The sequence below is a fragment of the Pseudomonas sp. E1BtOHC1 genome (assembly GCF_058744285.1).
This window is the reverse complement of record NZ_CP196023.1, coordinates 4,562,848-4,589,194: the sequence shown is the minus strand read 5'-3', so window position 1 is coordinate 4,589,194 and position 26,347 is coordinate 4,562,848. Positions and strand designations below refer to the sequence as shown.

The 26,347-nt window shown below is 59.7% G+C and carries 20 protein-coding genes and 3 pseudogenes; 10 read left to right on the top strand and 13 right to left on the bottom strand.

What is annotated here, in order from left to right; genetic code table 11:
* Position 1: 1 nt before the first annotated feature.
* The 3 genes from ACSSVC_RS20655 to ACSSVC_RS20645 all read right to left on the bottom strand — a co-directional run bounded on the left by ACSSVC_RS20655 (position 2) and on the right by ACSSVC_RS20645 (position 3,176).
* Positions 2-1,714: an amidase gene (locus tag ACSSVC_RS20655; RefSeq protein WP_404936985.1), complete on the bottom strand. Its 1,713-nt coding sequence runs from the start codon at positions 1,712-1,714 to the stop codon at positions 2-4.
* Between the two features lie 146 nt (positions 1,715-1,860).
* Positions 1,861-2,307, bottom strand: coding sequence for a hypothetical protein (locus tag ACSSVC_RS20650; RefSeq protein WP_346634236.1), 447 nt, complete (start codon positions 2,305-2,307; stop codon positions 1,861-1,863).
* Positions 2,308-2,327: 20 nt separating this feature from the next.
* Positions 2,328-3,176, bottom strand: a complete 849-nt coding sequence (locus ACSSVC_RS20645) for a suppressor of fused domain protein (protein ID WP_492611289.1) — start codon at positions 3,174-3,176, stop codon at positions 2,328-2,330.
* Positions 3,177-3,365: 189 nt separating this feature from the next.
* On the opposite strand from ACSSVC_RS20645, the gene ACSSVC_RS20640 reads away from it, so the two are divergent.
* On the top strand, positions 3,366-3,725 hold the full coding sequence (locus ACSSVC_RS20640) for a DUF7677 family protein (protein WP_346634238.1): 360 nt from the start codon (positions 3,366-3,368) through the stop codon (positions 3,723-3,725).
* Between the two features lie 104 nt (positions 3,726-3,829).
* Positions 3,830-4,015, top strand: a pseudogene (locus ACSSVC_RS20635) (hypothetical protein); the annotation flags it as partial.
* Positions 4,016-4,168: 153 nt separating this feature from the next.
* Here the strand turns inward: ACSSVC_RS20635 and ACSSVC_RS20630 are convergent.
* Positions 4,169-4,447, bottom strand: a pseudogene (locus tag ACSSVC_RS20630) (OsmC domain/YcaO domain-containing protein); the annotation flags it as partial.
* Positions 4,423-7,998, bottom strand: coding sequence for a S8 family serine peptidase (locus tag ACSSVC_RS20625; RefSeq protein WP_492611288.1), 3,576 nt, complete (start codon positions 7,996-7,998; stop codon positions 4,423-4,425). The pseudogene ACSSVC_RS20630 and the gene ACSSVC_RS20625, both read right to left, overlap by 25 nt.
* Before the next feature lie 336 nt (positions 7,999-8,334).
* Between ACSSVC_RS20625 and ACSSVC_RS20620 the strand changes: the two genes are divergently transcribed.
* Complete coding sequence (locus ACSSVC_RS20620; protein WP_346634240.1) at positions 8,335-8,721, top strand: hypothetical protein; 387 nt, start codon at positions 8,335-8,337, stop codon at positions 8,719-8,721.
* Positions 8,722-8,865: 144 nt separating this feature from the next.
* Here the strand turns inward: ACSSVC_RS20620 and ACSSVC_RS20615 are convergent, their stop codons facing one another.
* Positions 8,866-11,085 (bottom strand): OsmC domain/YcaO domain-containing protein, encoded by a 2,220-nt coding sequence (locus ACSSVC_RS20615; protein ID WP_492611287.1) that lies wholly within the window; start codon positions 11,083-11,085, stop codon positions 8,866-8,868.
* A gap of 176 nt (positions 11,086-11,261) precedes the next feature.
* Between ACSSVC_RS20615 and ACSSVC_RS20610 the strand changes: the two genes are divergently transcribed.
* On the top strand, positions 11,262-11,663 hold the full coding sequence (locus tag ACSSVC_RS20610) for a hypothetical protein (RefSeq protein WP_492611286.1): 402 nt from the start codon (positions 11,262-11,264) through the stop codon (positions 11,661-11,663).
* 231 nt (positions 11,664-11,894) lie between these two features.
* Here the strand turns inward: ACSSVC_RS20610 and ACSSVC_RS20605 are convergent, their stop codons facing one another.
* The 4 genes from ACSSVC_RS20605 to ACSSVC_RS20590 all read right to left on the bottom strand — a co-directional run bounded on the left by ACSSVC_RS20605 (position 11,895) and on the right by ACSSVC_RS20590 (position 15,848).
* The gene (locus ACSSVC_RS20605) at positions 11,895-12,893 is read right to left on the bottom strand and encodes an NADP-dependent oxidoreductase (protein ID WP_492611285.1); all 999 of its coding nucleotides are present in this window, start codon (positions 12,891-12,893) and stop codon (positions 11,895-11,897) included.
* A gap of 67 nt (positions 12,894-12,960) precedes the next feature.
* On the bottom strand, positions 12,961-13,830 hold the full coding sequence (locus ACSSVC_RS20600) for an alpha/beta fold hydrolase (RefSeq protein WP_492611284.1): 870 nt from the start codon (positions 13,828-13,830) through the stop codon (positions 12,961-12,963).
* 75 nt (positions 13,831-13,905) lie between these two features.
* Positions 13,906-14,694, bottom strand: a complete 789-nt coding sequence (locus tag ACSSVC_RS20595; RefSeq protein WP_492611283.1) for an SDR family NAD(P)-dependent oxidoreductase — start codon at positions 14,692-14,694, stop codon at positions 13,906-13,908.
* 53 nt (positions 14,695-14,747) lie between these two features.
* Positions 14,748-15,848: an alkene reductase gene (locus tag ACSSVC_RS20590; protein ID WP_492611282.1), complete on the bottom strand. Its 1,101-nt coding sequence runs from the start codon at positions 15,846-15,848 to the stop codon at positions 14,748-14,750.
* Positions 15,849-15,997: 149 nt separating this feature from the next.
* Here ACSSVC_RS20590 and ACSSVC_RS20585 point away from each other — a divergent pair, with 149 nt between their 5' ends.
* The 4 genes and pseudogenes from ACSSVC_RS20585 to ACSSVC_RS20570 all read left to right on the top strand — a co-directional run bounded on the left by ACSSVC_RS20585 (position 15,998) and on the right by ACSSVC_RS20570 (position 21,524).
* Complete coding sequence (locus ACSSVC_RS20585; protein ID WP_492611281.1) at positions 15,998-16,585, top strand: TetR/AcrR family transcriptional regulator; 588 nt, start codon at positions 15,998-16,000, stop codon at positions 16,583-16,585.
* A gap of 50 nt (positions 16,586-16,635) precedes the next feature.
* Positions 16,636-17,754, top strand: a pseudogene (gene pdxR, locus ACSSVC_RS20580) (MocR-like pyridoxine biosynthesis transcription factor PdxR); the annotation flags it as partial.
* 745 nt (positions 17,755-18,499) lie between these two features.
* Positions 18,500-20,674, top strand: coding sequence for a tetratricopeptide repeat protein (locus ACSSVC_RS20575; protein ID WP_492611280.1), 2,175 nt, complete (start codon positions 18,500-18,502; stop codon positions 20,672-20,674).
* 454 nt (positions 20,675-21,128) lie between these two features.
* Positions 21,129-21,524, top strand: coding sequence for a hypothetical protein (locus tag ACSSVC_RS20570; protein ID WP_492611279.1), 396 nt, complete (start codon positions 21,129-21,131; stop codon positions 21,522-21,524).
* Between the two features lie 81 nt (positions 21,525-21,605).
* On the opposite strand, the gene ACSSVC_RS20565 is transcribed toward ACSSVC_RS20570, so the two are convergent.
* From ACSSVC_RS20565 to ACSSVC_RS20555, 3 genes are all read right to left on the bottom strand, one after another.
* The gene (locus tag ACSSVC_RS20565; protein WP_492611278.1) at positions 21,606-22,388 is read right to left on the bottom strand and encodes a hypothetical protein; all 783 of its coding nucleotides are present in this window, start codon (positions 22,386-22,388) and stop codon (positions 21,606-21,608) included.
* A 28-nt stretch (positions 22,389-22,416) separates the two neighbouring features.
* Positions 22,417-22,827 carry a hypothetical protein gene (locus tag ACSSVC_RS20560; protein WP_404936976.1) on the bottom strand — a complete coding sequence of 137 codons (411 nt, stop codon included), beginning with the start codon at positions 22,825-22,827 and terminating at the stop codon, positions 22,417-22,419.
* A gap of 133 nt (positions 22,828-22,960) precedes the next feature.
* Complete coding sequence (locus ACSSVC_RS20555; RefSeq protein ID WP_346634250.1) at positions 22,961-23,746, bottom strand: response regulator transcription factor; 786 nt, start codon at positions 23,744-23,746, stop codon at positions 22,961-22,963.
* Between the two features lie 138 nt (positions 23,747-23,884).
* On the opposite strand from ACSSVC_RS20555, the gene ACSSVC_RS20550 reads away from it, so the two are divergent.
* Entirely contained in the window at positions 23,885-24,988 is a 1,104-nt protein-coding gene (locus ACSSVC_RS20550) for a polyamine ABC transporter substrate-binding protein (protein ID WP_346634251.1), read from the top strand.
* Positions 24,989-25,155: 167 nt separating this feature from the next.
* Positions 25,156-26,340: a type VI secretion system tip protein TssI/VgrG gene (gene tssI / locus ACSSVC_RS20545; protein ID WP_492611277.1), complete on the top strand. Its 1,185-nt coding sequence runs from the start codon at positions 25,156-25,158 to the stop codon at positions 26,338-26,340.
* Positions 26,341-26,347 lie beyond the last annotated feature (7 nt).

The window sequence follows — 26,347 nt, the reverse complement described above, 5'->3', positions numbered from 1 at the left end:
GTCAGTGGCCGCTGTGCAATGCCGGAGTCCGTGGTGGAATCAGGCGCTTGCTGCCGGTGGCTTCGAAGGCCGAAGCCAGGTGCAGCAGGCTCGAATCGTCATAGGCACGCCCGGCGAAGGTCAGCCCCACCGGCATGCCGATGTCCGCCATGACGCCCATGGGCACGGTAACGGTGGGCACCCCCAGGTGGCGGATCGCAAGGTTGCCGTTGGCTACCCACACGCCGTTGCTCCAGGCGATGTCCGCCGACTCGGGGTTGATGTCGGCATCGGCCGGGCCAACGTCGGCCACAGTGGGGAACAGCACGGCGTCCAGCCCCAGGCGATCCATCCATTCTTCCAGGTCGATGCGTCGGGTCTGCTCCAGGCCGCGCAGGCCGTCGGCCAGGGTGGCGATCTGGTCCCAGGTCTTGAGGCCGCGCTTGGCCATGTTCACGTATTGGTCCATGCCGGCGGCCAGGTCGTCTTCACGGTTGGGCAGGGTGCCCGGGTCGTGGGGGAAGATCTGCGGCCCGTCGACATCCGCCAGGCGGTTGAGCTTGGGATCGTCGTTGGCCCGCAGGAAGTCATCGAAGGCCCAGCCCGACAGTTCCCACAGCTCGTCATGCAGGAACTCCTTGCTGACCAGGCCGCGGTTGTACACCGTCGGCGCACCGGGGCGGTCGCCCTCGCAGTTGGACACCAGGGGGAAGTCCACTTCCAGCACTTGCGCGCCGGCGGCTTCCAGGGCACGGCGCGCCTGCTCCCAGAGGCTGATCACCGAGGGTCGGGTGTGGATGCGCTGGCCGGTGGGGCCGCCGATACCGGGCTTGTCACTGGTGCCGGCTTCCGGGTCGGCGTTGATGTACATGCGCGGCACGCCAAAGCGCTTGCCCTTGAGCGCCGCGGCATCGGCCGCCAGTTGCGGGTAGGACGCGGGGCGCACCGAGGTCACGCTGGGAATCGGCACCCAGGGCTGCAGACGCCACAGGTCGCCGCGGGTGTCCGGGTCCTCGGCCACCACCACGTCCAGCACTTCCAGCAGGTCGGCCATGGTGCGAGCGAAGGGCACTACCACGTCCATGGTCGGGGTCAGCGGCCAGTTACCGCGCACCGAAATCACCCCACGCGACGGCGTGTAGGCGCACAAGCCGTTGTTGGAGGCCGGGCCACGACCGCTGGACCAGGTTTCCTCGGCCAGGCCGAAGGCGGCGAAGCTGGCGGCGGTAGCCGTACCGGCGCCGTTGGAGGAGCCCGAAGCAAAGGGCGCGGTCAGGTACGCGGCGTTGTAGGGACTTTCCGCGCGGCCATACACGCCGCGCTGCATGCCGCCGTTGGCCATGGGCGGCATATTGGTCTTGCCCAGGCAGATGGCCCCGGCGCCCCGCAGACGCTCGATGGTGAAGGCATCGCGATAGGCCACCAGCTCGGCGAAGGCCGGGCTGCCCGAGGCAGCCGTCAAGCCCTTGACCAGATAGCTGTCCTTGGCGGTGTAGGGAATGCCGTCCAGCGGGCCCAGGGTCAGGCCCTTGGCGCGACGCTCATCGGCGGCTTCGGCTTCTTTCAGTGCCTCGGGGTTGCGCACCACCAGGGCATTGAGAGCCGTGGCGGTGTTCGGCCCGTCATAGGCCTCGATCCGCGCCAGATAGGCCTGGACCAGCTCCACGGAGGTGGTCCGGCCCGATTCCAGGGCGGCGCGCAGGTCGGCGATGGAGACTTCGGTGACTTCGATCATGGGGCTACCGCCGTTGGCTGGTGGGAGATGAGGTAAAGAGGGCGCAACGGAGCGCGGGTGTTCGGGTAATGGTTGTGCATGGTGATTCTCGTGGTACGGCTGGGCACGACAAGGGTGGCAAGGAAAACTGTGGGCCTTTTTAGCATCTAGTGCGGGGCAGAGGAACCGTTGAACTCGCCCAGGTAGTCCAGCGTCGGCGTGCTTTGCGGGGTGCGCTGATTGGGGCCGGATGCAGCCGATTGTTGGTCGCCATGAATCGACTCGCTGCCGACGACGATGAAGTGGCTGTAATGCCCCTTGATCCGCGAGCGCAGCCGCTGTTGCTCGGCATCACTATGGATCAGCGATTCCAGGTATTGCGGGCCGTCTTCACTGTCGATCAGCTCGACGAAATCGGCGTCCATGTAGTAGCCCAATTCCTGCCTGAGGCGCCAGCTGGGATTGCGTGCTTCCCAGGCGCTGAATTCGGCGGCGCTGACATCTGCTGCAGGTTCGGGCTCCCACTGTTCGAAGGCAAACAGTTCGGCCTCTGCCTGGTTCGGGAAGCGGGCGGCGAACAGGTAGAAAGGGAAGTAGTTCTCGGCTTCTGACATGGACGGCAAGGCTCCTTTCTTCAGATCAGGCTCTCGCGCTGCAGGTGGCTGACATGGCCAATGCCAGCGGCGCTCAAGCGCGCCGCCAGGTCTTCCCGGGCCTGGGCGCCGCCGTTGCGCACGTATTCCAGCTCCGAGGCGGTGATCAGCACCACCGGCACCAGGGTCACGGGGGACAGGGGCATGTCTTCCAGACGGGTCGGGAAGTCCGGGGCCGGGCCACCGATCAGCACCCCGGCGCAGTCGTCGGCGCTGACGAAGTGCGCGGGCAACTGCTCACTCATGGCCCGGGACTGGCTGACCCCAGGCAGCTCCAGGGACAGCACGCCGTAGCGTTCCAGGCGCGAGGTGTAGCCACCGGCATCGGCCACGGTGCCGGCCACGCAGCGCAGCAGTTCGAAGGTCCAGCTGTCGGCAAAGGGATAGACGTCGCCGACCGCGCCCTGGGCGTGGGCCGGAATATCTGGGGTTTCCACGAACAGCTCCATCTCGAAACCGTTGCCCAGATCGTCACCTTGGACACCGTCGAACGGGTCGGACAGGCCCTCGGTGGCGAGGATGATGCCGTTGTTGCGGCGCACGATGCGGTAAGCCTGGCGCGTGGAAGGCCAATGAGGCCCGCCCGTGAAGCTGGGGCTTATGGCAAAGCCCAGGACGTCGGCTTCGCAAGTACCGACGGCTTGCCAGTGGCGCTCGAGGCAGGCGGCGCCGGCTTCCATCAGGGCAATGCTGGCCAGGTCCGCTTCGCTTGGCTGGTACTGGGCGTAGGGCTCCTCTGCAGCGGTTGGCTCGCTGGCGGGCAGGGCGGGCTCGGCTTTTTGTGGCGCCGGCTTTTTAAAGACGCTGAGCAGCTTTTCCAGAAAGTTCATCGGGCGATCCTTGCGGGGCCCGTGCGTTGCATGCAGTGCACAGCGCACGGGTAGAAAGACAGGGGCGCGCATTGTGACCGGTTTGCCGTGCCCGTGGAAACTGACGGATACGTGTTGCTTGAAGCCTTGCCTTGCCGAAGCCGCCACCTGAGAATCCGCTCCGGCCCCCTATCAAGGAAAGTGATCTGCATGTCTTACCCGAAAAAGCTAAGCCCGGAGTTTTCCGGAGCACTGAGAACCTTCAGTTTCTGGGTCGCCAACGGCACCCTCGGCTACCCGTTGCTGGAAGGCGTCGACTATCGCAGTTGCCTCGGCGACGAGCCGAGTATGCTGGAAATGGTCTACGCCATCTTTGCCAATGTGCTGGAGCTGGACGAGCAGGGCGTTCCGGTGAATGCCAAGTACGCCGAGCACCGCGCCGCCCAATACATTCGTCAGTATTGCGACCCGGGCTACACGGCCCTGCCGGCATTCGAGGAATGGGAGCAGGAGCTGTACGGGCCGCCCGATCGGGACGACAGCAAGCCCTGGCCCGCCGGCGTGGCCTAGGTTTCTCGACGGCTGGATGCAAGCGCCGGGCACTGTGGCTTCGAAACGATGAGCCCCTCATCAAGGCTTATGAATGTCGCTGATTTCGCAACGAGTAGAACTGGAACTATGAAATCCTCGGCAACTCCGAGCCTGAGTTGCACTGCCATATCTTTCCCCGTTATGCCTCGGAGCCGGAAGGCAAGCGCAGGATGCCGGTGTGGTTCTACGACTGGAAAACCGCGCCGCCCTATGTCGAGGCGGAGCATGGGGCGTTGCGCGAAAGAATCGCCCAGCTATTGGCCGTCTGACTGTAGGAGCGAGCTTGCTCGCGATGATCGTCAACGAAAACGCCGCGCCCACTGGGGGAACGCGGCGTTCTTGAGTGCTTCGCGAGCAAGCTCGCTCCTACAGGTACAGGTACAGGTACAGGTACAGGTACAGGTACAGGGAAGGGCGGGGTGTCAGCGGTTGGCTGCGGTCCACTTGGCCCGCGCTGCGTGCAGCTTCTTGTAGCTGTCGATCCGCCGCAGGTTGGCCTCGTAGTCCGCCAGGTCCAGTTTGTCGTCCGGCGGCACTTCCAGCACCGCGTTCAGCGCCTGTTAGAACAGCCCGCGTTCGACGGTGTTGTTGTATTGCAGGAACATCTCCACCAGCTCCTAGGCCGGGTCGAGCTGCCCCAGGGCCACGTGGAGCAGCAGCCTCAGCTCCAGAATGGTCAACTGGCCCCAGGTTGTGTTGTTTCTGCCGGGTCTTCATGAAGCTGCGCGAAGGGCTCGTCGGCTCCAGCCCCAAGCCCGCGATGCGGGTCCTGCAGCGCTTGCGCCCGGGTCATCTGGAATTGTCGCTGGGCAGCCAGGCGTGCGCTCTGGTCGAGGCGCTTGCGTATGACATAAGTCACCTGGGAACTGACCAGGTCGAAGATCAGCGTGACACCGCCGCGGAACACATTGGCGCTGCCGTCCAGCGCATGCAGCGATTGGGTCAGCTCGACAACCATCTGTGACAGCAACTGCCCATCCGGGCCGACCCGACGCAGTGGCCGCACCGAGTGGACCTCGATCCCGCGCATGTCGCAGGTCTGGCTGTCCTGGCCAATCTGCAGTTGATAGTTCGGGTTGGCCCGGCGAAATAATCCCAGTGCCGCCAGTTCGGCGTCGCTGACCCGTTTCGGGTCCGTCAACCAATGATGAAATTTTTTGGCGTTGTCCCTTGAGGTGGTCCAGGCCGATTCGCGGTGGGTCTGGAGAGTCCATTTCAGGCTCAACTCCGGCAGGCCCCGGCACAGCTCGGTAAAGGGCTCCAGGGGCGGCTGCCAGCGCAAGGTGTCGACGGAGTAGCAGCGCAAACCCTCGGGGTAGATACCGCGGGCCATGAACGCGGAAGAAAAGGCCACGCGATAGCCGTAGGGGTCGTCTGGCACCAGGTCGTGGTCGGCGGTGATCAGGGCTCTGAGGAAGTCACCAAAAGTGATGTCCACCGGCGGGCAGTAGTCCAGTGCCCGGATGCAGATGGTGAGAATATGCTTGGCCACTTTGCTGGCCACGTCTGTCAGCGCATCCACCAGGTCGCTTTGCAGGGCCCCCTGAGGCAGTACTTCCGAGCCGTTGGTTGCCAGGCGAATGGGCACCCGGGCTCGCCGGGTGTAGACCTGCAGGAAGGCATCGAACACCGCCGACACCAGCACCGAGCCTCGCTCATGGGGCGTGGTCTGGCTTTGGTAGTCGCTGGCAGCCGGTGGGCGCCGGGTCCAGATGGGCTGGTTGTCGGCGTCCATGTCTGCGGTGCCGATGGCGTCCCGCAGGGCCTTGTAGTGCCCGGTGGATCTGCCGAACTGCACCGCCAGCCAGGCCAGCATCGACTGTTGGCTCAGGTCGCCCCGTGAGCGTGCCAGTAGCTCGCGCAGCGAATCGCGCAAGGTGAAGTGCTGGAACAGGGCAACGATGTCGGCGAAGCCCTCGTGAAAAGCCAGCACGTCCGGATTGGTCGGTTCGATGAAGCGCCGATGCAGGCCGTCGAGCAGGGCATGGGAGGTTTCGTGGGCGACGATATCGTGGGACAGCGCGGTGAAAATGTCCTCGCCGGCCATGCCGGCGTTGGCCTTGGAGGAGTTGAAATAGCCCAGCAGCAGGGCCTTGTGCTGTGGACTGTAGTAGGCGTTGGCCTTTCTCAATGCATGGGGGTAGATGCGCAGGCGCTGCACGTACTTCGAGTGTTTGCCGGTGATCTGCGGCGCCCAGAGCGCCGTGCGCCCCAGGGCTCTTTCGAAATAGCGGATGGTCTGCATCGCTACGGCGTACACCATCTGCTGGTGAAACTGCGGATTGGCCTCTGAAGGTTGCAGGCCATCGGTGGCCAGGAGCCGTGCGTCGTTGAGATCCACCGGGGCGTAGCGACAGTTACTGGCCGGGTCGATATCCACGACTTCAAGGTATTCGCCCATGGGGCCGGGCAAGAGGTTTTCCTCCCAGGGAACCGGCAGCGTGGTTTCGTTGATGGCCACCGTTTCCAGCTCGCGCCCAAGGGACGGGTCGTAGGCGTAAACCCGTAGCCGGCGGGCAGTGGGTGTGGGCGTTGCCGGCACCAGGGCATGCTGCAATTGCTGCTCGTTCAGCCCGGCAAAAGGCTGGCTGGGGTGTTGCGCCGAGGCGGAACTGGCGCGCTTTGCTGTGCCAGGCGGCTCGGACTGTCCTGGTTGCAAGGCCCGGCGCAGGGTTTGCGAGGCCCGGGGGTGTTGAGCCAGGGCCTGGGCCAGGGCCACGCGCTGGTCCGGGCTCAGGGAGTCCGGATGCACATCCGGGTCCGGCAGGATCGCCTCGATTGCCGCCGATTGGGAAAGCTGCAAGGCCTCCAGCTCCAACATGCGTTGCTGGGCGTCGCCAAACTCCGTCATGCCCAAGCCGGTCAGGACCCGCAAAAAGGGGAAGGCGGCAGAGTCCGCAGCTTCCTTGTGCAGGCTTTCAGCGGCGGGAGGCGGCTTGTGGTAGGCGTCCAGGGCCCGTAGCTGGCCTCGTCCCAGCTTGTTCTGGTCGCTCGGGCTGGCGCTGGAAAACAGCGCCGCGCGCACCGCCTCCACACGCATCCACTGGTGTGGGTAGGCCTCCCAGGCTTGCTGATGGGCCTGAATCCAGATGGCCGCCGCTGCCGCGATTTGCGGGGTGGCCGATGAGGTGCCGCCGCCATCGCGATCGATCACGTTCGGACAACCGAACTTGGCCCGCGGAATGTTTGGCGTGTAGGCCGCCATCGCCGTGCGCATCTTGCTCTTTGGCCCGTAGTTGCCGGCCATCAGGGTGATCGGCAGGTCTGCATAGGGTTGGTGATCCTCCATTACCCCACAGGCAGCGATCACCCGGTTGAAACGCGCGGGAAACACAATGTGATGGGTGGGGGCGTTGCCGAAGTTGTTACCGGCTGCGGTAACCAGCAGTACCCCCTCGTCATAGAGGGCGTTGACCTCTTCGGCCCAGAGCTGGCTGGCCAGTCCGCCCATGCTCATCGTCACCACCTGCACTGCAGTTTCGGGGTGGCGGCACAGTTCGCGAACATAGCGCAGGGCTTTGACGATGGCGCTGTTGTAGAACAGCTCGACCCGGTTGGCGACCCGGATGGGGACGACCCTGACAAAGGGCGCCGCGCCGAGCCGCTTCATTGCGCTCAGGGGCTTGCCGGCGAGGATGCTCAGGGTCGCGGTGCCGTGCCCCGGGTTGCTGACCAGGCCGGATGAGGTATCGGTAGCATCCTGGGGGCGGTCTTCGTCGACAAAGTTGCGTTCCAGTGATTGTTCCAGGCGTTGCGGCAGGGATAGGTGACTGCGGTCGTATCCGGTGTCCAGGTGGGCAACCCTGACGGCTTGGGCCAAGGGCACTTCGGCGAGTTGGCTCAGCAGCGTATCGAATTGGCCGTGGGCGTCATCCTGATACCAGAAGTCGTTGTCGGCGGTGGGGTAGCGGGTGTTCTGCGGGTCGCTGGTGCAGGTGGCACTCAGCGCCAGTGCGGGGTCCTCTGGCTCGCCGCTGAGCCAGGTCTGGGCCAGATCCGGCTCGGCGAATACCGGCTGCGGCGCTCCCGCCAGGCCCAGGCCATCGCTGACCATGGCGTGGCACACGTCCCATGGGTTGAGCGTGTCCAGGGGGGTGGTGGATTCCACTAGATGCCAGACCGGCTCCCCGGGTGGCAACGCTGAAACCTCGGCGGACAGGGGCAGGGCGGTGAGTGAGCTACCGGCCAGGGACAGCGTCGCACCCTGGGCAACAGGCAGCATTTTGACGAGATAACGTTGAACCTGGGGCATGGGCCGGGGCTCCGTTAGCGCTGCAGCACAATCCTTTGCGGCACAGCCAAAACCGCAAGCCCAATCACTCGGCCGGCCAGTTTCCCGGCGAGCTGGTGATTGCTTCTTCAGCGTAGACACAGCGCCGATGCTGCTCACGCGAAGTGTGTGGCCGGCTGTCGGGATGGCCTTGGCATGAGGCTGACGGGGGGCATTTGCCGCGCCTGTAAATTGATCCGCGAGGTCTTTCAATCCCCGCAGCCTGATCTAGGCTGATCTGCACGGCGCTTGTGCGGGCGCCCCGATGAAACTGCCGACAAGGCGGCAACCTCGCCGACCGGCCCGTGGAGATACAGCATGGAAGTGGGACAAACCGCCAGTGCAACCATTCAAGCCCGGGCCCCGTGGAATGACACCCGGATCGACCTGATCCAGGGCGGGGTCTATCAACTCACTGCCGAAGGGAAATGGTGGGACCTGTTCATCCACGCCGATGCCGATGGCTACCCGACCAAACTGTGGCCCCAGGGACATTTCGAGAGTCGGCGACGTGTACCTACGGCACTTTGGTTCTGCCTGGTGGGGGTGATTGCGAGTGTCGAGGGACGGGCGTTTGCCATCGGCAGGCATGCCCAGATAGAGGCCGAGACCCAGGGGCGCCTGTTTTGCTGCGCGAACGACGTGCCGGGCTACTACTTCAACAACTTCGGCAAGTTGCAGTTGCTGGTGCAGCGGGTTCGCTGACGCCGCTGATGCTGGCACTTGCCGCACCAGCGTCCCCATAGCCTGCAAGCAGAGGCACAAAAAACAGCCAGGCAATGCCTGGCTCGTTGATTGTGGCGGGCGCCTGTTACCGAGGCCGCCCGCCAGAGGCGCATGGACGGGGTGTCAGCGGTTGGCTGCGGTCCACTTGGCCCGCGCCACGTGCAGCTTCTTGTAGCTGTCGATCAGCCGCAGGTGGCGGTCCAGGCCTTCGAGCTGCAGGTTGGTCGGGGTCAGGCCGTAGAAACGCACGCTGCCGTTCACCGAGCCGATCACAGCGTCCATCCGTTCGTTGCCGAACATGCGCCGCAGGTTGCCCTCGTAGTCCGCCAGCTCCAGTTCGTCGTCCAGTTCCACTTCCAGTACCGCGTTCAAGGCCTGATAGAACAGGCCGCGTTCGACGGTGTTGTCGTTGTATTGCAGGAACATCTCCACCAGCTCCTTGGCCGGATCGAACTGCTGCAGGGCCACGTGGAGCAGCAGCTTCAGTTCGAGGATGGTCAACTGGCCCCAGGCCGTGTTGTCGTCGAACTCGATGCCGATCAGGGTGGTGATGTCGGTGTAGTCGTCCAGCTCGCTTTCTTCCAGGCGTTCCAGCAGTGAGCGCAGACCATCTTCGTCCAGGCTGTGCAGGTTGAGGATGTCTTCACGGAAGAACAGTGCCTTGTTGGTGTTGTCCCAGATCAGGTCGTCCACCGGGTAGATTTCCGAATAGTCCGGCACCAGGATGCGGCAGGCCGTGGCCCCCAGGTGCTGGTACACCGCCATGTAGACTTCCTTGCCCAGGCCTTCGAGGATGCCGAACAGGGTGGCGGCTTCCTCGGCGCTGGCTTGTTGCCTTTCGCTGAAGCCGCTTTGGCTGGTGAAGTCCCACTCGACGAATTCGAAGTCCGCCTTGGCACTGAAGAAGCGCCACGACACCACGCCGCTGGAGTCGATGAAGTGCTCGACGAAGTTGTTCGGCTCCATCAGCGCCTGGCTTTCAAAGGTCGGCTGCGGCAGGTCGTTCAAGCCTTCGAAGCTGCGGCCCTGGAGCAGCTCGGTGAGGCTGCGCTCCAGCGCCACCTCGAAGCTTGGGTGAGCACCGAACGAAGCAAACACGCCACCGGTGCGCGGGTTCATCAGGGTCACGCACATCACCGGGAATTCACCGCCCAGGGACGCATCCTTGACCAGCACCGGGAAGCCTTGCTCTTCCAGGCCCTGGATACCGGCCAGAATGCTCGGGTACTTGGCCAGCACCTCCTGGGGCACATCCGGCAGGGCCAGTTCGCCTTCGAGAATCTGGCGCTTGACCGCCCGCTCGAAGATCTCCGACAGGCACTGCACCTGGGCTTCGGCCAGGGTGTTGCCGGCGCTCATGCCATTGCTCAGGTACAGGTTCTCGATCAGGTTGGAGGGGAAATACACCACCTCGCCGTCGGACTGGCGCACATAGGGCAGGCAGCAGATGCCGCGCTCGATATTGCCCGAGTTGGTGTCGTACAGATGGGAGCCGCGCAGCTCGCCATCGGGGTTGTAGATGGCCAGGCAGTGCTCGTCGAGGATCTCTTTGGGCAGCTCATCCTTGCGCCCCGGCTGGAACCAGCGCTCGTCCGGGTAATGCACGAACTCGGCGTTGGCGATCTCTTCGCCCCAGAACTGATCGTTGTAGAAGAAGTTGCAGTTCAGGCGCTCGATGAACTCGCCCAGGGCCGACGCCAGGGCGCCTTCCTTGGTGGCGCCCTTGCCGTTGGTGAAGCACATCGGCGACTGCGCATCGCGGATATGCAGCGACCAGACGTTAGGCACGATATTGCGCCACGAAGCGATTTCGATCTTCATCCCCAGGCCCGCGAGGATCCCGGACATGTTGGCGATGGTCTGCTCCAGGGGCAGGTCCTTGCCAGCAATATAAGTGCCTTCGCTGGAGCCCGATTGCGGCATCAACAGCGCCTGGGCATCGGCGTCGAGGTTTTCCACTTCCTCGATGATGAACTCGGGGCCGGTCTGCACCACCTTCTTCACCGTGCAGCGGTCGATGGAGCGCAGGATGCCTTGGCGGTCCTTGTCGGAGATGTCCGCCGGCAGTTCGACCTGGATCTTGAAGATCTGGTTGTAGCGGTTTTCCGGATCGACAATGTTGTTCTGCGACAGGCGGATATTCTCGGTGGGGATGTTGCGGGTCTTGCAGTACAGCTTGACGAAGTACGCCGCGCACAGTGCCGAGGAGGCGAGGAAATAGTCGAACGGACCCGGCGCCGAGCCATCGCCCTTGTAGCGGATCGGTTGGTCGGCCACCACCGTGAAGTCGTCGAACTTGGCTTCAAGTCGAAGGTTGTCGAGAAAGTTGACCTTGATTTCCATGGGGGCACCGGCATCACAAAGCAAAAAATGGCGGGCATTATCCGGGATTTTGCGCGGCAGTGGGGCGGTTTTTGGCAATGGCGGACTGACGGGCCTTGAGCCGCGGTCGGGAGCCGGTGAACAGGGCGTTTGGCAGATGCTAATGTCGGCTAATCGGATAAAAGGTATTGGAGTCAATGACCACAGTGTTGAGTGAGGTTGATCTTCACAAGGTGTTGGAAACTATTGAAAACGGCTCCAGCCAGGACCTGAATCTTCTTTATGAGGGATTGCAGATCGATCGGCGTGAGCTCTTGAACCAGCTCGCAATTGCCATGGCCCGGCTCTTTACCAGCGGTCGTCGCGACTTTCATGACTGCGACGCAGTGATGAATACCTTGTTCAGCGACATCGTTGATCTGTCCTTGAACGCGGACATGCCTGAGCCGGCCTTTTCCATCTACCTTGCGTTCGATGCGGGGGAGTATGGGCACAGCGGTGATGTGCAGGATGTGCTGCCCTGGGAGCGGTGGACGCGGCCGGAACTGGAAAGGATTTTGCGGGATGTAGGTGCTGGAGAAGCTGGCGGCGTGCAGTAGGCAAATGTTTGGGGGAAAGAGGGCGGGTTCGCCCTGTTTCGCCCTACTGCTCAAGCATCAAGCTGCGCCAAACGATCTCTAGCGGTTCAACAGGCACAACTTCCGGTCGCCTTGCCAGCTTGTCCAGCACCTCAGCTGACGTCGCCGGATTTTGCTCTGGCGATGACTGCCAAGGCGACAGAAGGTGCTCAGGCTCGGCCCCCTTAGTTGAGTCATCGATAGATGGTGTCGTCATTTGATCCTGACCACGACCTTGCCCTTGGCCCGTCCCTGCTCGACGTACTGCAAGGCCTCTGCCGTCGATTCGAAACTGAAGCTGCGGTCAACCACGGGCTTGATGATTCCGGCCTCAATCAGCGCGGTGATCTGTTGCAGCTGGGCGCCATCGGCCCGCATGAACACAAAGGCGTAGCTGACGTCCAGCTTGCGCGCCTTGCGCCGGATACCGAAGCTCAAGAGGCGCATGACCTGCTGCAACGGCCAGGCCAGCCCTTGCTGCTGGGCGAACTGCACAGTGGGTGGCCCAGAGATGGAAATCAGCTGGCCGCCGGGCTTGAGGACCTTGAGGGATTTTTCCAGTACGTCGGTGCCCAGGCTGTTCAACACCAGGTCGTAGTCATGCAAGAGGCTTTCGAAGTTCTGCTGCTTGTAGTCGATCACCTGATCGGCGCCCAGGGCTTTGACCCATTCGACATTCGCCGTGCTGGTGGTGGTCGCGACGAAGGCGCCGAGGTGTTTGGCAAGCTGGATGGCAAGGGTGCCGACCCCGCCTGCGCCCGCATGGATCAGCACTTTCTGGCCCTTTTTCAGTTGGGCGGTTTCCACCAGCACTTGCCAGGCGGTGAGTGCGACCAAGGGGATCGACGCGGCCTCCGTCATGGTGGTGTTGGCAGGTTTCAGGGCAATTGCGTTTTCGTTCACGGCGATCCATTGGGCGAACGTCCCGATCCGCGCTTCGGGCGGGCGCGCGTAGACTTCGTCTCCGGGCTTGAAACGTTGCACTTGTGAGCCCACTTCAACCACGACGCCCGCCAGGTCATTGCCCAGTATCAGTGGCAATGCATAGGGCAGGATCAGCTTGAATTCGCCGTTGCGGATCTTCGAATCCAGCGCGTTGACGCCGCTGGCGTGGACCTCGATCAAGACGTCGTGGGCACCGACCTCGGGAACGGGCACTTCGCTCATGCGCCCGGTGTTCTTGCCATAGCGATCAATTGAAAATGCCTTCATCGGTGTGCGGCTCGTGTCAGTGGGAATAGGTGTGGGCGGTGCTTGGGTGGGGTGGCTGTCATGGGGCTCAGTCGTCAAGGAACGCCAGGGTCCTGGCCACGAAGTCAGCGTGGTACTGAAAAATGCCGCCGTGCCCGGCATCCTCATACATCACCAGCTGTGCGTTGGGGACGCGGTTGGCCAGGGCAAGGGAATTGACGCTGGGCACCATGATGTCGTTGTCGCCGTTGACGATCAGTGTCGGCGCCCGCAGGCGCCCGAGATACTGCGGCGCCTGTTTGCCCCACGCGGTGATGGCTTGCAACTGGCGCAGGAAAGCGCCGGGCGTCGGGCCCTTGTCGCGATTCTTCCGGCGGGCTTTCAGGCGTTGCAGATACTCCGAGGCGGCTCGACGACCATTGGGCGTCGAGGTAAAGAACAGGTAGAACTTGGGATCGCGCAAGGTCAGCAAGCCTTTGAGCATCAAGGGCCAGGTCACTGAGCCGACCTTGTCGATAGCGGTGCCGCCGGCCGGTCCGGTGCCGGTGAGAATCAAGCGGCGTACCAATTCGGGGGCCTTCAGGGCGATGTCCTGAGCGACGAAGCCGCCGAGTGAAAAGCCCAGTACATCGACGCTCTTGAACCCCAGGGCCTGTATCAGTTCAATGGCGTCTTGCGCCATTTCGCCGACCGTCAGGGGGGCGGTTCCACCCGAGCCGCCGATGCCGCGATAGTCGGTGGTGATGACCCGCCGGGTCTGTGCCAGCCCATCGATTATTGCCGGGTCGAAGTTGTCCAGCACCGCGCCCCAATGGTTAAACAGCACCAGAGGCACGCCGTCCGCGGGACCGGTATCGCGATAGGTGAAGGGAATGCCCCTGAGCATGATCGACTGGTTCGCCGCGTTGATGAACGACGTCTGCAAAGCCGGGGGGAAGGTTGTCTGCGTTGGATTCATTGCTACTCCGAACAGCGGACCGGATTCGTCGCAGTGCCTGCCGCGAATCCGGCGCGAACGCTCGCTGCCTAAAGATCACTGTTGGGGCTGGTAACGCTGGGCAACCTCGGATTGACGGATTTGCCCCAGCAGGCCCTGACGTGCGCTCTGCAGGTCATCCCAGCGTTGCGCTTCCTGCAGCGGCGGGATCGTCACCGGTTCGCGACGATCGAAACCCAGTAGCGCGGCGTCCACCAGATCGGCCACTTCCATGATTTCGTCCAGGGTGTTGATGTCGACGCCGGAGCGGTCCCAGATTTCCGTGCGGGTGGCGGCCGGCAGTACGGCCTGCACGTACACGCCCCGGGGCGACAGTTCCAGGCTCAGGCCCTGGGACAGGAACAGCACGAAAGCCTTGGTTGCACCATAGACCGTCATGCCGAACTCCGGCGCCAGGCCCACCACCGAACCGATGTTGATGATCGCGCCGTCACCGGCTTTGGCCAGGCGCGGGGCAATGGCACTAGCCAGCCGCACCAGTGCCGTGGTGTTGAGGGCAACCAGTTGCGCAACGCTGTCGGTGCTTTGCTCGATGAAGTTGCCGGACAGCGCGGCGCCGGCGTTATTGATGAGGATGCCGATACGGGCGTCGTCGCGCAGGCGGCTTTCAACGGTTGTCAGATCGCTGAGTTGGGTCAAGTCCGCCGTCATGACATCGACGGCGACCCGGTGTTCGCTGTGCAAGCGGGCGGCAAGTGCGTCCAGGCGTGCCCGGTCGCGGGCGACCAGGACCAGATCGTGGCCACGTTGCGCGAAGCGCTCGGCGTAGACGGCGCCGATGCCAGTGGAGGCGCCAGTGATAAGAACGGTAGGGCGAGGGTTCATGGGGTCATCTCTCTTTCAGAGTGAGGGGGAACAGACAGCGTGAATCGGACTGCTCAGCTTGCGTTGGTGCTTGCTTCAACCAGCGTCGGGTAGTCGATGTAGCCTGCCGCACCGCCGCCGTAGAGGGTGGCGGGATTGAAGGCGGACAGCGGCGCGCCGCTTTGCAGGCGCTCCACCAGATCCGGGTTGCCAATGAACGGGCGACCGAAGGCGATCAGATCGGCCTGGTCTTCGGCGAGCCGCGAGGTCGCCAGCTCCAGGTCATAGCCGTTGTTGGCGATGTAGGTGTTTTTGAAGCGCTGGCGCAGGGCGGCGAAATCCAATGGCGCCACGTCGCGCGGGCCACCGGTAGCGCCTTCGACCATGTGCAGGTAAACGACGCCGAGGGCGTCGAGCTGATCGACGACGTAATCGAATTGCGCCTGCGGGTCGCTGCTGGAAACACCGTTGGCCGGCGACACCGGTGACAAGCGCACCCCGGTGCGAGCCGCGCCGATTTCATTGACCACGGCTGCGCTGACTTCGAGCAACAGCCGCGCACGATTTTCAATCGAGCCGCCGTAAGCATCGGTGCGCACGTTGGCGCCGTCCTTGAGGAACTGATCCAGCAAATAGCCGTTCGCGCCGTGAATTTCCACACCGTCGAACCCGGCAGCGACAGCGTTTGCCGCGGCCTGGCGGAAATCGGCGACGATCCCCGGCAGTTCGCTGATGTCCAGCGCGCGGGGCTCGGAGACGTCCTCAAAGCGGTTATTGACGAACACCTTGGTGGCCGCGCGCAGCGCGGAAGGAGCCACGGGGGCGGCGCCGTTTTCTTGCAGATCAACGTGGGATACGCGGCCGACATGCCACAGTTGCATAAAGATCTTGCCGCCCTTGGCATGCACCGCGTCGGTCACCGTGCGCCAGCCATCAATCTGCGCCTGGGTGTAGATCCCGGGGGTGTCCTGATAGCCCTGGCCCTGTTGGGAAATCTGCGTGGCTTCGCTGATCAGCAAGCCTGCGCTAGCGCGTTGGCTGTAATAGGTGGCGGCGAATTCGCTGGGAACAAAGCCTTCGCCCGCGCGGTTGCGGGTCAGTGGCGCGAGGACGATGCGGTTCGACAGCGCGAGGGTGCCAAGGGTGTAAGGGGTGAACAGATTCTGATCGGTCATCTGGTGTCTCTTCCGTGCCCGGTGGTGGAGGTCGGTGGTGCGTGCAATTAGGATGATGATCGAAATCTAAACTGTCAACGGTTTTGATTATGGTCGACATCTATGTATGATTGGGACCATGATTTCCCAATGAACATGAGGTATTGCACGTGAGAGTGAGCAAGGCCCAGGCGCAGGCCAATCGAGAGCACATCGTTGAAACGGCCTCTGAATTGTTCCGTGAGCGCGGCTTCGACGGTGTCGGTGTGTCGGATCTGATGGCGGCGGCCGGTTTCACCCACGGAGGTTTCTACAAGCATTTCGGCTCGAAGGCCGACCTCATGGCCGAAGCCTCGGCCTGCAGCCTTGCCAAGTCGCTGGCGGGCGCGCAAGCGCTGGATGTTCCTGGCTTCATCGACGTCTATGTGAGCAGAGAACATCGCGACGGACGTGGCAGCGGTTGCACCATGGCCGCGTTGTGTGGCGATGCGGCGCGCCAATCGGAGGATGTGAAAGCGACGTTTGCCGAAGGGGTCGAGCACACCCTGCAAACCCTGGGGGACAAATACCCGACCAGGCCGAATGCCGCTCCGGGGGAGGGCCGGCGGAAAATGATCGATCTGCTGTCCCGTGCGGTCGGTGCGATTATGTTGTCGCGTGCCTGCCCGGATGATTGCGCGTTGGCGGATGAGATTCTTGAGGTGTGTCGCGCTGAGATGCTTGCTTCGTTGCCGGTTGATAAAGGTGAGCCGGCGTAGAGGGGGACGATACAAGCCGATAGTGTTGTGGCGCACAAGCACCCGCAGCGGCCCCAGCGCCTCCCACGATCCACCAAGCCACCCATGCCGGCACCTCGCCCCTGGCACTGCAAATGGGCCTGCCAGCGCTGGACGCCTTTCCGCGCAAACTCTGGACCCGCCTGGCGGGCCGGCAACTGCGCCAGGCGGGTGTCGAAGGCTTGGTCTACCCGGACGCGCGCGGCTACGCCCCGTTGCGGGCGGCCATTGCCTCCTACCTGGGGATTTCCCGGGGCATCAGCTGCCACCCGGAACAGATTTTTGTCTGCGCCGGCTACCGCGCCTGCCTCGACCTGATCAGCCACGCGCTGATGCGCCCGGGCGCCACCTGCTGGCTGGAGGAGCCCGGCTACTTTATGGCCAGGAACGCGCTGCTGGAAGCCGGCGCACAGTTGGTGCCGGTGCCCGTGGACGATCAGGGCCTGGACGTCGCCCAAGGCATCGCCCGCGCCCCAGAGGCCGGCTTTGCCGTGGTCACCCCGACCCACCAGAGCCCGCTGGGGGTGTCGCTGTCCCTGCCGCGGCGGCTGGCCCTGCTGGACTGGGCCAACCGCCAAGGCAGTTGGATCATCGAGGACGACTACGACAGCGAATACCGCTACCAGGGCAAGCCCTTGCCCGTCCTCAAGAGCCTCGACCAGCAGGGCCGCGTGCTCTACACCGGCACCTTCAGCAAAGTCCTTTTTCCAGGGCTGCGCCTGGCCTACCTGGTGGTGCCTGCCGAACAGACCCCAGCGTTCGCCCGCCAGGCGGATCGTTTGCACAACCACTGCCCGCACCTGCTGCAGGCGACGGTCGCGGCCTTTCTCAACGAGGGACACTTTGCCCGGCACCTGAACAAAATGCGTGGCCTGTATGCGCGTCGGAGGCAATGGCTGATCGATGCGTCGTGTCAACAGTTTGGCGAGCGTTTACAGATAAACCCTCAAGCGGGCGGTATGCACTTGGTCGCCGGTCTTGGCGAAGGGAATGATGTCGAGCTCGTCCAGCGTGCCCGGGCGGTGGGCATCGCGGTTGAGCCGCTGTCACAGTGGTGCCTGGAAGCCCAGTCCAGGCAGGGTATGGGGATGGGCTTCACCAACGTCGCCGGTGCCGAACAGGCATCGACGCTGGCGCAAATCATCCAGTGAAGAAGGGAGCTGATTGTTATTGGCGAGAAATGGCACGCAGCGAAGGATGAGTTGCAACAGGAGCTTTTGGAACCACTCCTTGATTGAGCGCTTTTTTCTGAGCTTGAAAATGCAACGAGTGTGGCGGCGCGATTATGCCAACCATGCCGAAGTGGTTCGTGACATCACTGAATACGTCGTTGGGTTTTACAACAACGGATAATGGCGGTGCTCGAAATTGGTTTGTTTGTCGTTGAGCATTTACGGACAGGCGATGGTTTGGAAATCGATGATTGAGGTGTCTGGTATCAGTTGATCAGTAGATATGCCTGTGTTCGGCCAGAAGCATCCGATCAATGACGGGAAAGAAATTAGGCACGATCCAGTTTGGATGGGTATTGGGTACTCAATCGCCAGAGTGTCCTGCTTGCAAAATGAACCGAATGAAGAGTTGGAAACTATTGGGTAGCTCGATGTTAGGGACGTGTTTTCAATCCATTTGGAGCGAAATGTCTGGATTTACGTCGAAGCCGAGAAAAAGGACTTACTGATCCATAGCTGGTTTAACAGAATCTACCAGGGTACTGGCTGCGCCAAATGTCGAGTAGGGCAGGATAGGAAAGCTATTCGCTGCATTAGTAAAATGACCCGCTAATGCGGGGCTATAGGCACCTGGTATGGACGTTGCTGGCAACCCCTTGAGTCATGAAACGTGAACTATAGTGATGATGGGTCTGTATCGCTCTCACACCGCGGAGGAGTGACCGTGGACATTAATGCAGAAGTTTTTGAAGTGGTCGGGAAAACCGCAGGGATTGGTGGTATAGCAGTCGTTGTATTCTTGTTTATTCTCATGAAATTAATATCAGGTGGCATAATTAAGGTTATGCGTCCGATGCAAGTATTTCGATTGCTGCGATTGGTGGTGAACTGGGCGGGGGTGATAGCTGTTGCGGGTATTGCAGGCTGGCTCATTAGTGTTTACATGGGAAAGCATACTGCCAGTGAGGTGGAGGACGAGTTATCCCGGGCAAAGGAGTTCTCCGAAGATGAAAGGTTGAAAGAGGCCGAGACCCTCCACTACACCGGACGCGATTCAGAAAAAATATATGATTTACTTGAAGAGCTTGTGCAGGACGAAAATCCATTGGGAGAGGCTTTTTTGAGTGACAAGCTTTTTAATGATATGAGCACAAAAAAAGATGTTGATCGAGCTATAAGTCTTGCACAGAAATCGTTTCCAAAACTCCAGAATTGGTGCAGCGTCCATCAAATGCCGGCAGCATGCTTTTACCTAGGTGAAATGTATAGTTCTGGTGTATTTGTTGGGGGGGATCAGCTCAAGGCATTTGAGCTTATAAAGTTTTCCGCAGATCATGGATATCAACGAGCCTATGTTTTTTTGGGGGCTATGTATCAAGATGGAGAAGGGGTGGAAAGTAGTAAGGATATTGCAAGGAAATGGTTGATAAAATCTGCAAGCTTCGGAAATGGCCGTGCGCTATATTTGTTGGCTCAGTCATATAAAGATGAGGATGGCGTGAAGTATTTGGATTATCTGAGGCAGTCAGTTGATAAAGGTTATCCAAGAGCAGAGCTGGAACTCTCATTAATATACCGAGAAGGTGTGATATTACCCCGCGATGCTAAGAAAGCCCGATTTCTCCTTGAAGATTCACTGAAAGATACAAGTCCTGACTCATTTTTTGTAATGGGGCTCGATTATGAGATGGGCGCAAATGACTGTCCGAGAGACTTGGTAAAGGCAAGGGGCTTTTATAAAAAAGGGGCGGAATACGGAAGCCTCATTGCAATGGATAGTTATGGACTATCATTGCTGTATGGAAAGGGAGGAGTTAAAGATGAAATAGAGGCTCTAAAATGGTTAAAAAAGTCTGCTGAAAGAGGAGGTGCGTCGGCAAAGTCGTCTCTTGGTATGCTTTACGAGCAAGGCGTCGCAGTCGCGAAAAATACAATTAAAGCAATAGAATATTACACCGCGGCTGCGGAAGAGAATGATGCGTATGCTATTGGAAGACTGTTCGAAATACATCGTGATGGTATTGGGGTTTCAGCCGACAAGGTGGAGGCTCGCAAGTGGGTTGAGCGTGGTGTCGCAATTAATGATGTCGAATTAACTTATATGGCTGGAAGATTTTTTTACGAAAATATAGATGCTAAGGAAGGGCTAAATTTATTAGAAAAGGCTGTGAGTCTTGGGAGTGCTGAGGCGGCTAGTGTATTAGGCTCAATATTTGAGGGGAGGGGAGGCGCCGCTAACATGGCTGTTGCCAAAGAGTATTTCACAAAAGCAAAAGAGCTTGACTCCTCTAATAAGACTTATGAAGTGGATGTTCATTATTCGAATTTTGTTTTGTCAACCCTACAGGTTGAAAAAGACGCTGCCGTCTCAAAGGTCTTGGAATTCGCTAAGGCAGATGATAAGTGGGCACAGTATCGCATGTACGAAATATACCGTAGTCCTGATTATCAGAGAATCGATGAGTCCATGCGCTGGCTGGAAATTTCCGCAAAAAATGGACATCCGTGCGCTAGTGTTGACTATGGCTTAGCCTTATTGAGAGGAGACCACGTGAAGAAGGATCTCCCAGGAGCTATACATTGGTTGGAAGAAGGTTTCGCAGGGGGGCGGCCAAACGCAGGATTCAATTTGGGAGTTATTTACGTCACGGGAGAGTTGACTACCCAGGATGTTGTACGTGGTCTGAAATATCTTAATGACGCTGCAGGGATGGGGAGCAACGAAAGTCGAGTCTATTTGGCTCGCATTTACAAGGATGGAAAGTACATGCCTAAGGATATAGTGAAAAGCCAAGATTACTTGGTTAAGGCTGCAGTGGACGGAAATGAAGAAGCAAAAAAAATACTCGAGGGTGCGTCTACTCCCCAACTGCAATCTTGCGCTGTGAGTATTAATTAAGTCTGGTCTGAACTATCGCGTGGTAAGCTCATATCAGCGGGGCTTTTATTTACGTAGTCGGTTGCTTTCACGATCATCATGACGTGACTCCCAGCTAGACGCAGTCCCAGTACCCTGACACACAACCTCAGCCAATGTAAAAAATTATGGCGTGAAGTTGCATCTCTATAGAATCTGAAAAAAGTGGCGACTTAGCACTGGCCTAGAATTTACGGAGAAGCGCTATAGCGGTCGTTTTTTAAACCAACAGAGCTCATCTAGGGGGCTGCCGAAACTAGGCTGTTCAAGGTTGGATTCGAGCGGCCGCGTTGGGGCGTAGGCGGTCGTTTATGAGCGCTGCATTTGCCCAATCTCGGTCCTTCCATACTTGCAAAAGCTGATTAAAACCACCATCTAAGCTTTAAGCGCTTGCTTAAGTAATTACGTGCTTCTGATAAGCAACAACGGAGAATCAATGTCTGCACAAATAAGTCAAAAGAATGGACTGACACTGACCATCCTGTCGTGTCCAAGCGGCCGGCCGGGCTGTGTTCTGATTCGGCTCACCGGCACTGCTCTGCATGCAGAAATAGTCTCGGAAAAAAACTCAGTCGGGGAAGTGCAGCAACCGCTGGACGAATTCTTCATGCTGGCAGCGCAACTTAAAGAGGGCATTACTCAAGATTGGCTTTCTGAAGGCCAGGATTTGGCCTTCTCTGCCAGCAGAGATCCAATGTTTCCAGGGTTGGTTTTTTTACGCATCTACTTAGGCTCAACCTCAGATGACGACTGTGATTGGCAGATCAATGGGTCGTTGTTACTCACCCCGACCCAAGTCGCTCTGTTTGCCGAAAAGTTGAAGCAGATTTAACCGATCGGCTTTTCTATTCGATTCATGACCTGCCTCGGCCACCATCAATCGTCTGCTGTGGCAATGCTCTTTCTCCGAGCGTCATTCCACGTAACGCAGCCACAGATGTGTCCGGTTGCAGATCGCTGGGACGACTGCTGAAATCACCGTTTGCCGGTTCTCCTCAGGGGTGTTGTAGAGCGCACAAAAATCGCTCGCCACTGCGTTGGCGACGCTCAGGTCGGCAGGCACTGCACGCAGGAAACCGAGGTAAGACGCGCCCACCCCCATCAATTCATAACCGTGGGCCTGGGCGAAATGGCGGGCCACCGCGAAGTTCTGCGCAGGGCCCAGGTCGCAACTGAAATAGCCGTTGGGAAACGCCGCCAGGGCCTGGCAGGCATGCTCGACCGGAACCAGGAGTGCCGAGAGGGGCTGGTCGAGCAGTGAAACCGGGTTGTCCTGATAGTCCATCCATTCCTGCAGGGCGGGCTGGTCAAGGGTCAGTCCGTGGGCGCACGCGTCTTCGAACGAGCTACCGGCCACCAGATCGGTGAAGTTGCGCAAGCAGATCGGGAACTCGGCTTTGGTGGTGGGATAGCCCAGGTATTCGCCCTGTTCGAAGCACTCTGCAGGTAACTGGGCGATGTCCTGTTCCGAGGCATCGTCCAGCCCCAGGTTATTGCGTGCATGGCCGGAGGTGTAGCGGGCCTGGGGCAGGTCATCCAGCGAGAGCAGGGGCCTGAAGCCTGGGTGGTTGTCGGCGATCTGGCGGTAGGCGTCGATCAGCTCGTCCAGGCTGGAAATGCCGCTCAGGCTGTACTCATCGCAGGTGCCGGCAGCGGGGTTGCCAGGCATTGCGTTACCGCGAAATTGGATATCCATCGAAGGGCTACCTGTTCACTGTTGATGTTCAGACAAATGATTCAGCTTTTCTGCGCGCCAGCGCACCTCCCGCTAGCACCGCCGGCATGATGGCCAGGCAGCAGGTGAGATGCACCCAGCTTATTTGGCTTAAGGAGAAGATCCCCACGGGAATGCCCCAGACCAGCAGGATGATGACCCCGACCCAGATGGCAGGACGCAAGGTGCGGGTCGCCTGGGTCCGGGTGCTGACAAATCCCCCAACGCCCGCCGTGACGGTCCAGCCAAGCACCGTCAGCCACTGAACGGTGTTGATGCTGACCAGTTGATCGTGCTGTTGTCTCCAACCCGGTTCGCCAAGGGCAACGAACGCAGGAGGGAGAAACTGTGAAATGGCCAGCCCGAACACAGGCAGCACCAGGACGCAGGAGAGCAGGCCGAAGAGAATGGCTTTAAACATGGGGTGTTCGACATCCGTGTTGAGAGGGGCTTGGAGGGTGTTGCTGATTGGATGCGCGGTTCGTGAGGCATCCAGGCTAAGCAGTGGTTTGTTTACGGCTTCCCGGGAAGGATCGTCATCGAGGTCGATAGCGTCAAGAGAGAACGTCCTGTTTGGGCATGAAGAATCGAGCGAAGAGTTCGGATTGGGACTTGATGTTCAGCTTGGCGTAAATGTTGCGACGATGAACCTTTATCGTCTCTGCCGAGAGTGAAAGTTTGCCGGCGATCTCCTTGTTGGAAAAACCACTGAGCAACAGTCTGAGTACATCGCTTTCGCGGGTTGTTATTTGCGTGCCAAGCTGGCTGACCGTTTCGGGCCATTGAGGCGGGGCGCTGAGGCTTTTCTCTACATCCGTCTCAAAGCACATGCGCTGATGCATCAAGGCAGTGACCCATGGCTTGATCAGGTCGAGCATCGTAATTTGTTCCTGATTGAAGTGGACGCCGCTGCCAATGGAGATGCACAGGGTTCTGTCGGCATCGAGCTGGATGTTGTACTGGACTTCATCGACAGAAATATATTGCGCAAAGTACTTGTGGTAGTACTCGGTTTCCAGAAAGTACTCCGGTGCAATATCCAGCAAGTGGAAGAAACCGCTCTGCGGTTTTTCTCGATTGGCGATATAAAACGGGTCGAGCAGATAAAGCCCCTTTACATAGAGATGAATGAACGCATCCACCTCTTCCACATCGGCTACTTCGGGAAGGCTGACCACTTGCACCTGTTGATTGCTGAAGATCAGGACTACCCAGTTATCGATCTGCACATATTCATTGAGTGTGCGAATAAGCGAGCTCCAGAAGTCTGGGCGGTTCAACTGCATGATCAGTTTTCCAATCGAGCGGTGCCAAGCCAGGCTATGCAGGTCGAGTGGCATTTTCTACCCCTTTAGGGTTAGGGATTTGTGGGTCAAGGGTAAGTAATCGTAGGTATTTACTATTGATCAAGGCTCGGTATATTCGCCTTCAGGGTTTACGACAGCCATGAGGGCACGTCGTCTAGACAAGGATGTTGCATGAGAAAATTACCTTTGCGAACCGTTTTTTCGGTCGCGCTGCTCTGTGCCGGGATCAGTACATCCGCGGTGGCAGTAGAGCCTGGGATGTACCTGTACAACTGGTTCGGGCTGCTCGCGCCGGAGACCCCAAAAGAGTTTGAACAGGCCACGGGCACCCGGATTCACATGGATGCCTTCGACAGCGCCGAGATCATGCAGAGCAAGGTCATGGCCGGGCGCACGGGCTATGACGTGGTGGTGGCAACCTCCAATGTGTTGCCCAGCCTGATCAAGGCGGGCGTGCTGCAGCCGTTGGACCCTGCCCAGCTGAGTAACCTGTCCCACGTCGACCCTGACATCCTCGCCCAACTTGCGGTCAATGACCCTGGCAATCGTTACGCTGTGCCCTACTTGTGGGGCACCACCGGCATTGGCTATGACGTTGATAAAGTCAAAGCGGCACTGGGTGATAATGCGCCGGTCAATAGTTGGGACTTGATCTTCAAGGAAGAGAACATCAGCAAGCTACAGTCCTGTGGCGTGGCGATGCTCGACTCGCCCAGCGAGATCATCTCGATTGCCTTGAATTACCTGGGGCTCCCCAGCAATAGCAAGAACCCGGATGATTACCAGAAAGCCCAGGAACTGCTGTTGAAGATCCGGCCTTATATCGTTTATTTCGACTCGTCGAAAATCGATACGGACCTGGCGGGCGGCAACATTTGTGTTGTTGTGGGCTGGGCTAATGGCGCCCTGGCGGCGCAGGCTGCCAACGAGAGTGCCAATACCGGACGCACGATCAACTACAGCCTGCCTCGCGAAGGCGCGTTGGTCTGGTCGGAGAATTTGGTGCTGCTAAAAGACGCCCCCCACCCAAAGGAAGGCCTGGCGTTTATCAACTACATGATGCGGCCGGAAGTGATTGCCAAGACGTCAAATCACACGCTGTATCCTAATGCCAACAAAGATGCCACTGAGTTTGTCCAGCAGAAGTTGCGCGATAATCCGTGGATTTATCCAGACAAGGCAACTGTCGCGACACTGGTTCCGCTTGAGCCGCTGCCATTGAAACTGGAACGTATCCGCACGCGGGTCTGGACCAAGGTCAAGAGCAGTATCTGATCGGGTTTGACCTTTCGCCTGCTGCTTCATACACGTCGTTGTGGTGAGTGCGGGCTCATTGTTTAAAACATTCGGTGAAATGTACTCGCCTTGCGGAATCCGTTTCTTTCCGCAGGGCGGTATGCGCCTGCGTCCATTCAACACCTGATGCAAGAGGAGCACAGTGGATGTTCAGCCCAGCCAATCAAACGCACTTCAGTTTGACCATCGACGGTTTTGAGCACGACTTTCAAGTGCTCGCATTTACTGGAGAAGAGGCGATCAGCAAGCCTTATTTCTTCAATGTGGAGTGTGTGTGCGAGCGGCCGGATCTGGACCTGCAAAGCCTCTTCGACAGGGAGGCTTTTCTGGCTTTCGACATGAAGGGCAACGGCGTTCATGGACGCATCTATCACATGGCTCAAGGCCGTAACGTTCAGGGTTTGACGCACTACAATCTGGCCCTGGTACCGCACCTGTCCTACTTGCGCCACCGCATCAATCAGCGGATCTATCAACAGTTCTCGGTGCCGAGCATCGTCGCCTTGATCCTCGAAGAGCATGGAATCCTCGGCGACGCCTACAGGTTCGAGCTGGCGTCGAGCTATCCCGAGCGTGACTGTTGTACCCAGTACGATGAAACGGACTTGCACTTTATTCAGCGCTTGTGCGAGGAAGAGGGCATTCACTTCCACTTCCAACATAACGCTCAAGGCCATGTGCTGGTCTTTGGCGATAACCGGGCGGCTTTTCCGCCGATTGGGCCAGCCACGGCTTTTGCACCAGCGCGCGCCAGGCCCGCCAACGAGTTACCGACCCGTCACGACAAGCAGACAAGCCTGCGAGCCCTGCAGCAGCGCGCGGTTGCAGGGCAAGGGGAGCAGAGCGGGTTGCTCAGTGGTCATGTACTGGAAACCTCGGGCCAGAGTGGCGAACTGTGGCTACTGACTCAGGTCATCCATGAAGGCAAGCAAGCACAGGTTTCGGGGCAGAGCGTCGCCAATGTCAGCACTGACAACCAGGATCAACTGCGTCAGGGGTATCGCAACCGTTTCACCGCGCTTGCGTTGGACCTTTGCTATCGCCCGCCTTTGGCTCATGAGAAACCTCTGGCGCCGGGCAACCAGACGGCGCTGGTCATCGCGCTGGAAGACCAGGCGAACCCGCCTGATCGGCGTGTCGAAAGGGTCAAGGTCAAGTTTCCCTGGGACCGCGAAGGTCGGTTTGACGACAAGAGCAGTTGTTGGCTAGCCGGCACTGCCAACTGGCGCTGTGAAGTGACACCGCTGCGACCCGGCGTGGAGGTCAAGGTCGCGTTTCTTGAAAACGACCCCGATCAACCGCTGATCAGCGGTTGCCTGTGTTGCGGCTGATAACCGA

Bases quoted from the DNA above. Each gene is read 5' to 3' on its own strand.
- ACSSVC_RS20655 (WP_404936985.1), bottom strand. From the start codon at position 1,714: ATGATCGAAGTCACCGAAGTCTCCATCGCCGACCTGCGCGCCGCCCTG.
- ACSSVC_RS20650 (WP_346634236.1), bottom strand. From the start codon at position 2,307: ATGTCAGAAGCCGAGAACTACTTCCCTTTCTACCTGTTCGCCGCCCGC.
- ACSSVC_RS20645 (WP_492611289.1), bottom strand. From the start codon at position 3,176: ATGAACTTTCTGGAAAAGCTGCTCAGCGTCTTTAAAAAGCCGGCGCCA.
- ACSSVC_RS20640 (WP_346634238.1), top strand. From the start codon at position 3,366: ATGTCTTACCCGAAAAAGCTAAGCCCGGAGTTTTCCGGAGCACTGAGA.
- ACSSVC_RS20625 (WP_492611288.1), bottom strand. From the start codon at position 7,998: ATGCCCCAGGTTCAACGTTATCTCGTCAAAATGCTGCCTGTTGCCCAG.
- ACSSVC_RS20620 (WP_346634240.1), top strand. From the start codon at position 8,335: ATGGAAGTGGGACAAACCGCCAGTGCAACCATTCAAGCCCGGGCCCCG.
- ACSSVC_RS20615 (WP_492611287.1), bottom strand. From the start codon at position 11,085: ATGGAAATCAAGGTCAACTTTCTCGACAACCTTCGACTTGAAGCCAAG.
- ACSSVC_RS20610 (WP_492611286.1), top strand. From the start codon at position 11,262: ATGACCACAGTGTTGAGTGAGGTTGATCTTCACAAGGTGTTGGAAACT.
- ACSSVC_RS20605 (WP_492611285.1), bottom strand. From the start codon at position 12,893: ATGAAGGCATTTTCAATTGATCGCTATGGCAAGAACACCGGGCGCATG.
- ACSSVC_RS20600 (WP_492611284.1), bottom strand. From the start codon at position 13,830: ATGAATCCAACGCAGACAACCTTCCCCCCGGCTTTGCAGACGTCGTTC.
- ACSSVC_RS20595 (WP_492611283.1), bottom strand. From the start codon at position 14,694: ATGAACCCTCGCCCTACCGTTCTTATCACTGGCGCCTCCACTGGCATC.
- ACSSVC_RS20590 (WP_492611282.1), bottom strand. From the start codon at position 15,848: ATGACCGATCAGAATCTGTTCACCCCTTACACCCTTGGCACCCTCGCG.
- ACSSVC_RS20570 (WP_492611279.1), top strand. From the start codon at position 21,129: ATGTCTGCACAAATAAGTCAAAAGAATGGACTGACACTGACCATCCTG.
- ACSSVC_RS20565 (WP_492611278.1), bottom strand. From the start codon at position 22,388: ATGGATATCCAATTTCGCGGTAACGCAATGCCTGGCAACCCCGCTGCC.
- ACSSVC_RS20560 (WP_404936976.1), bottom strand. From the start codon at position 22,827: ATGTTTAAAGCCATTCTCTTCGGCCTGCTCTCCTGCGTCCTGGTGCTG.
- ACSSVC_RS20555 (WP_346634250.1), bottom strand. From the start codon at position 23,746: ATGCCACTCGACCTGCATAGCCTGGCTTGGCACCGCTCGATTGGAAAA.
- ACSSVC_RS20550 (WP_346634251.1), top strand. From the start codon at position 23,885: ATGAGAAAATTACCTTTGCGAACCGTTTTTTCGGTCGCGCTGCTCTGT.
- tssI (WP_492611277.1), top strand. From the start codon at position 25,156: ATGTTCAGCCCAGCCAATCAAACGCACTTCAGTTTGACCATCGACGGT.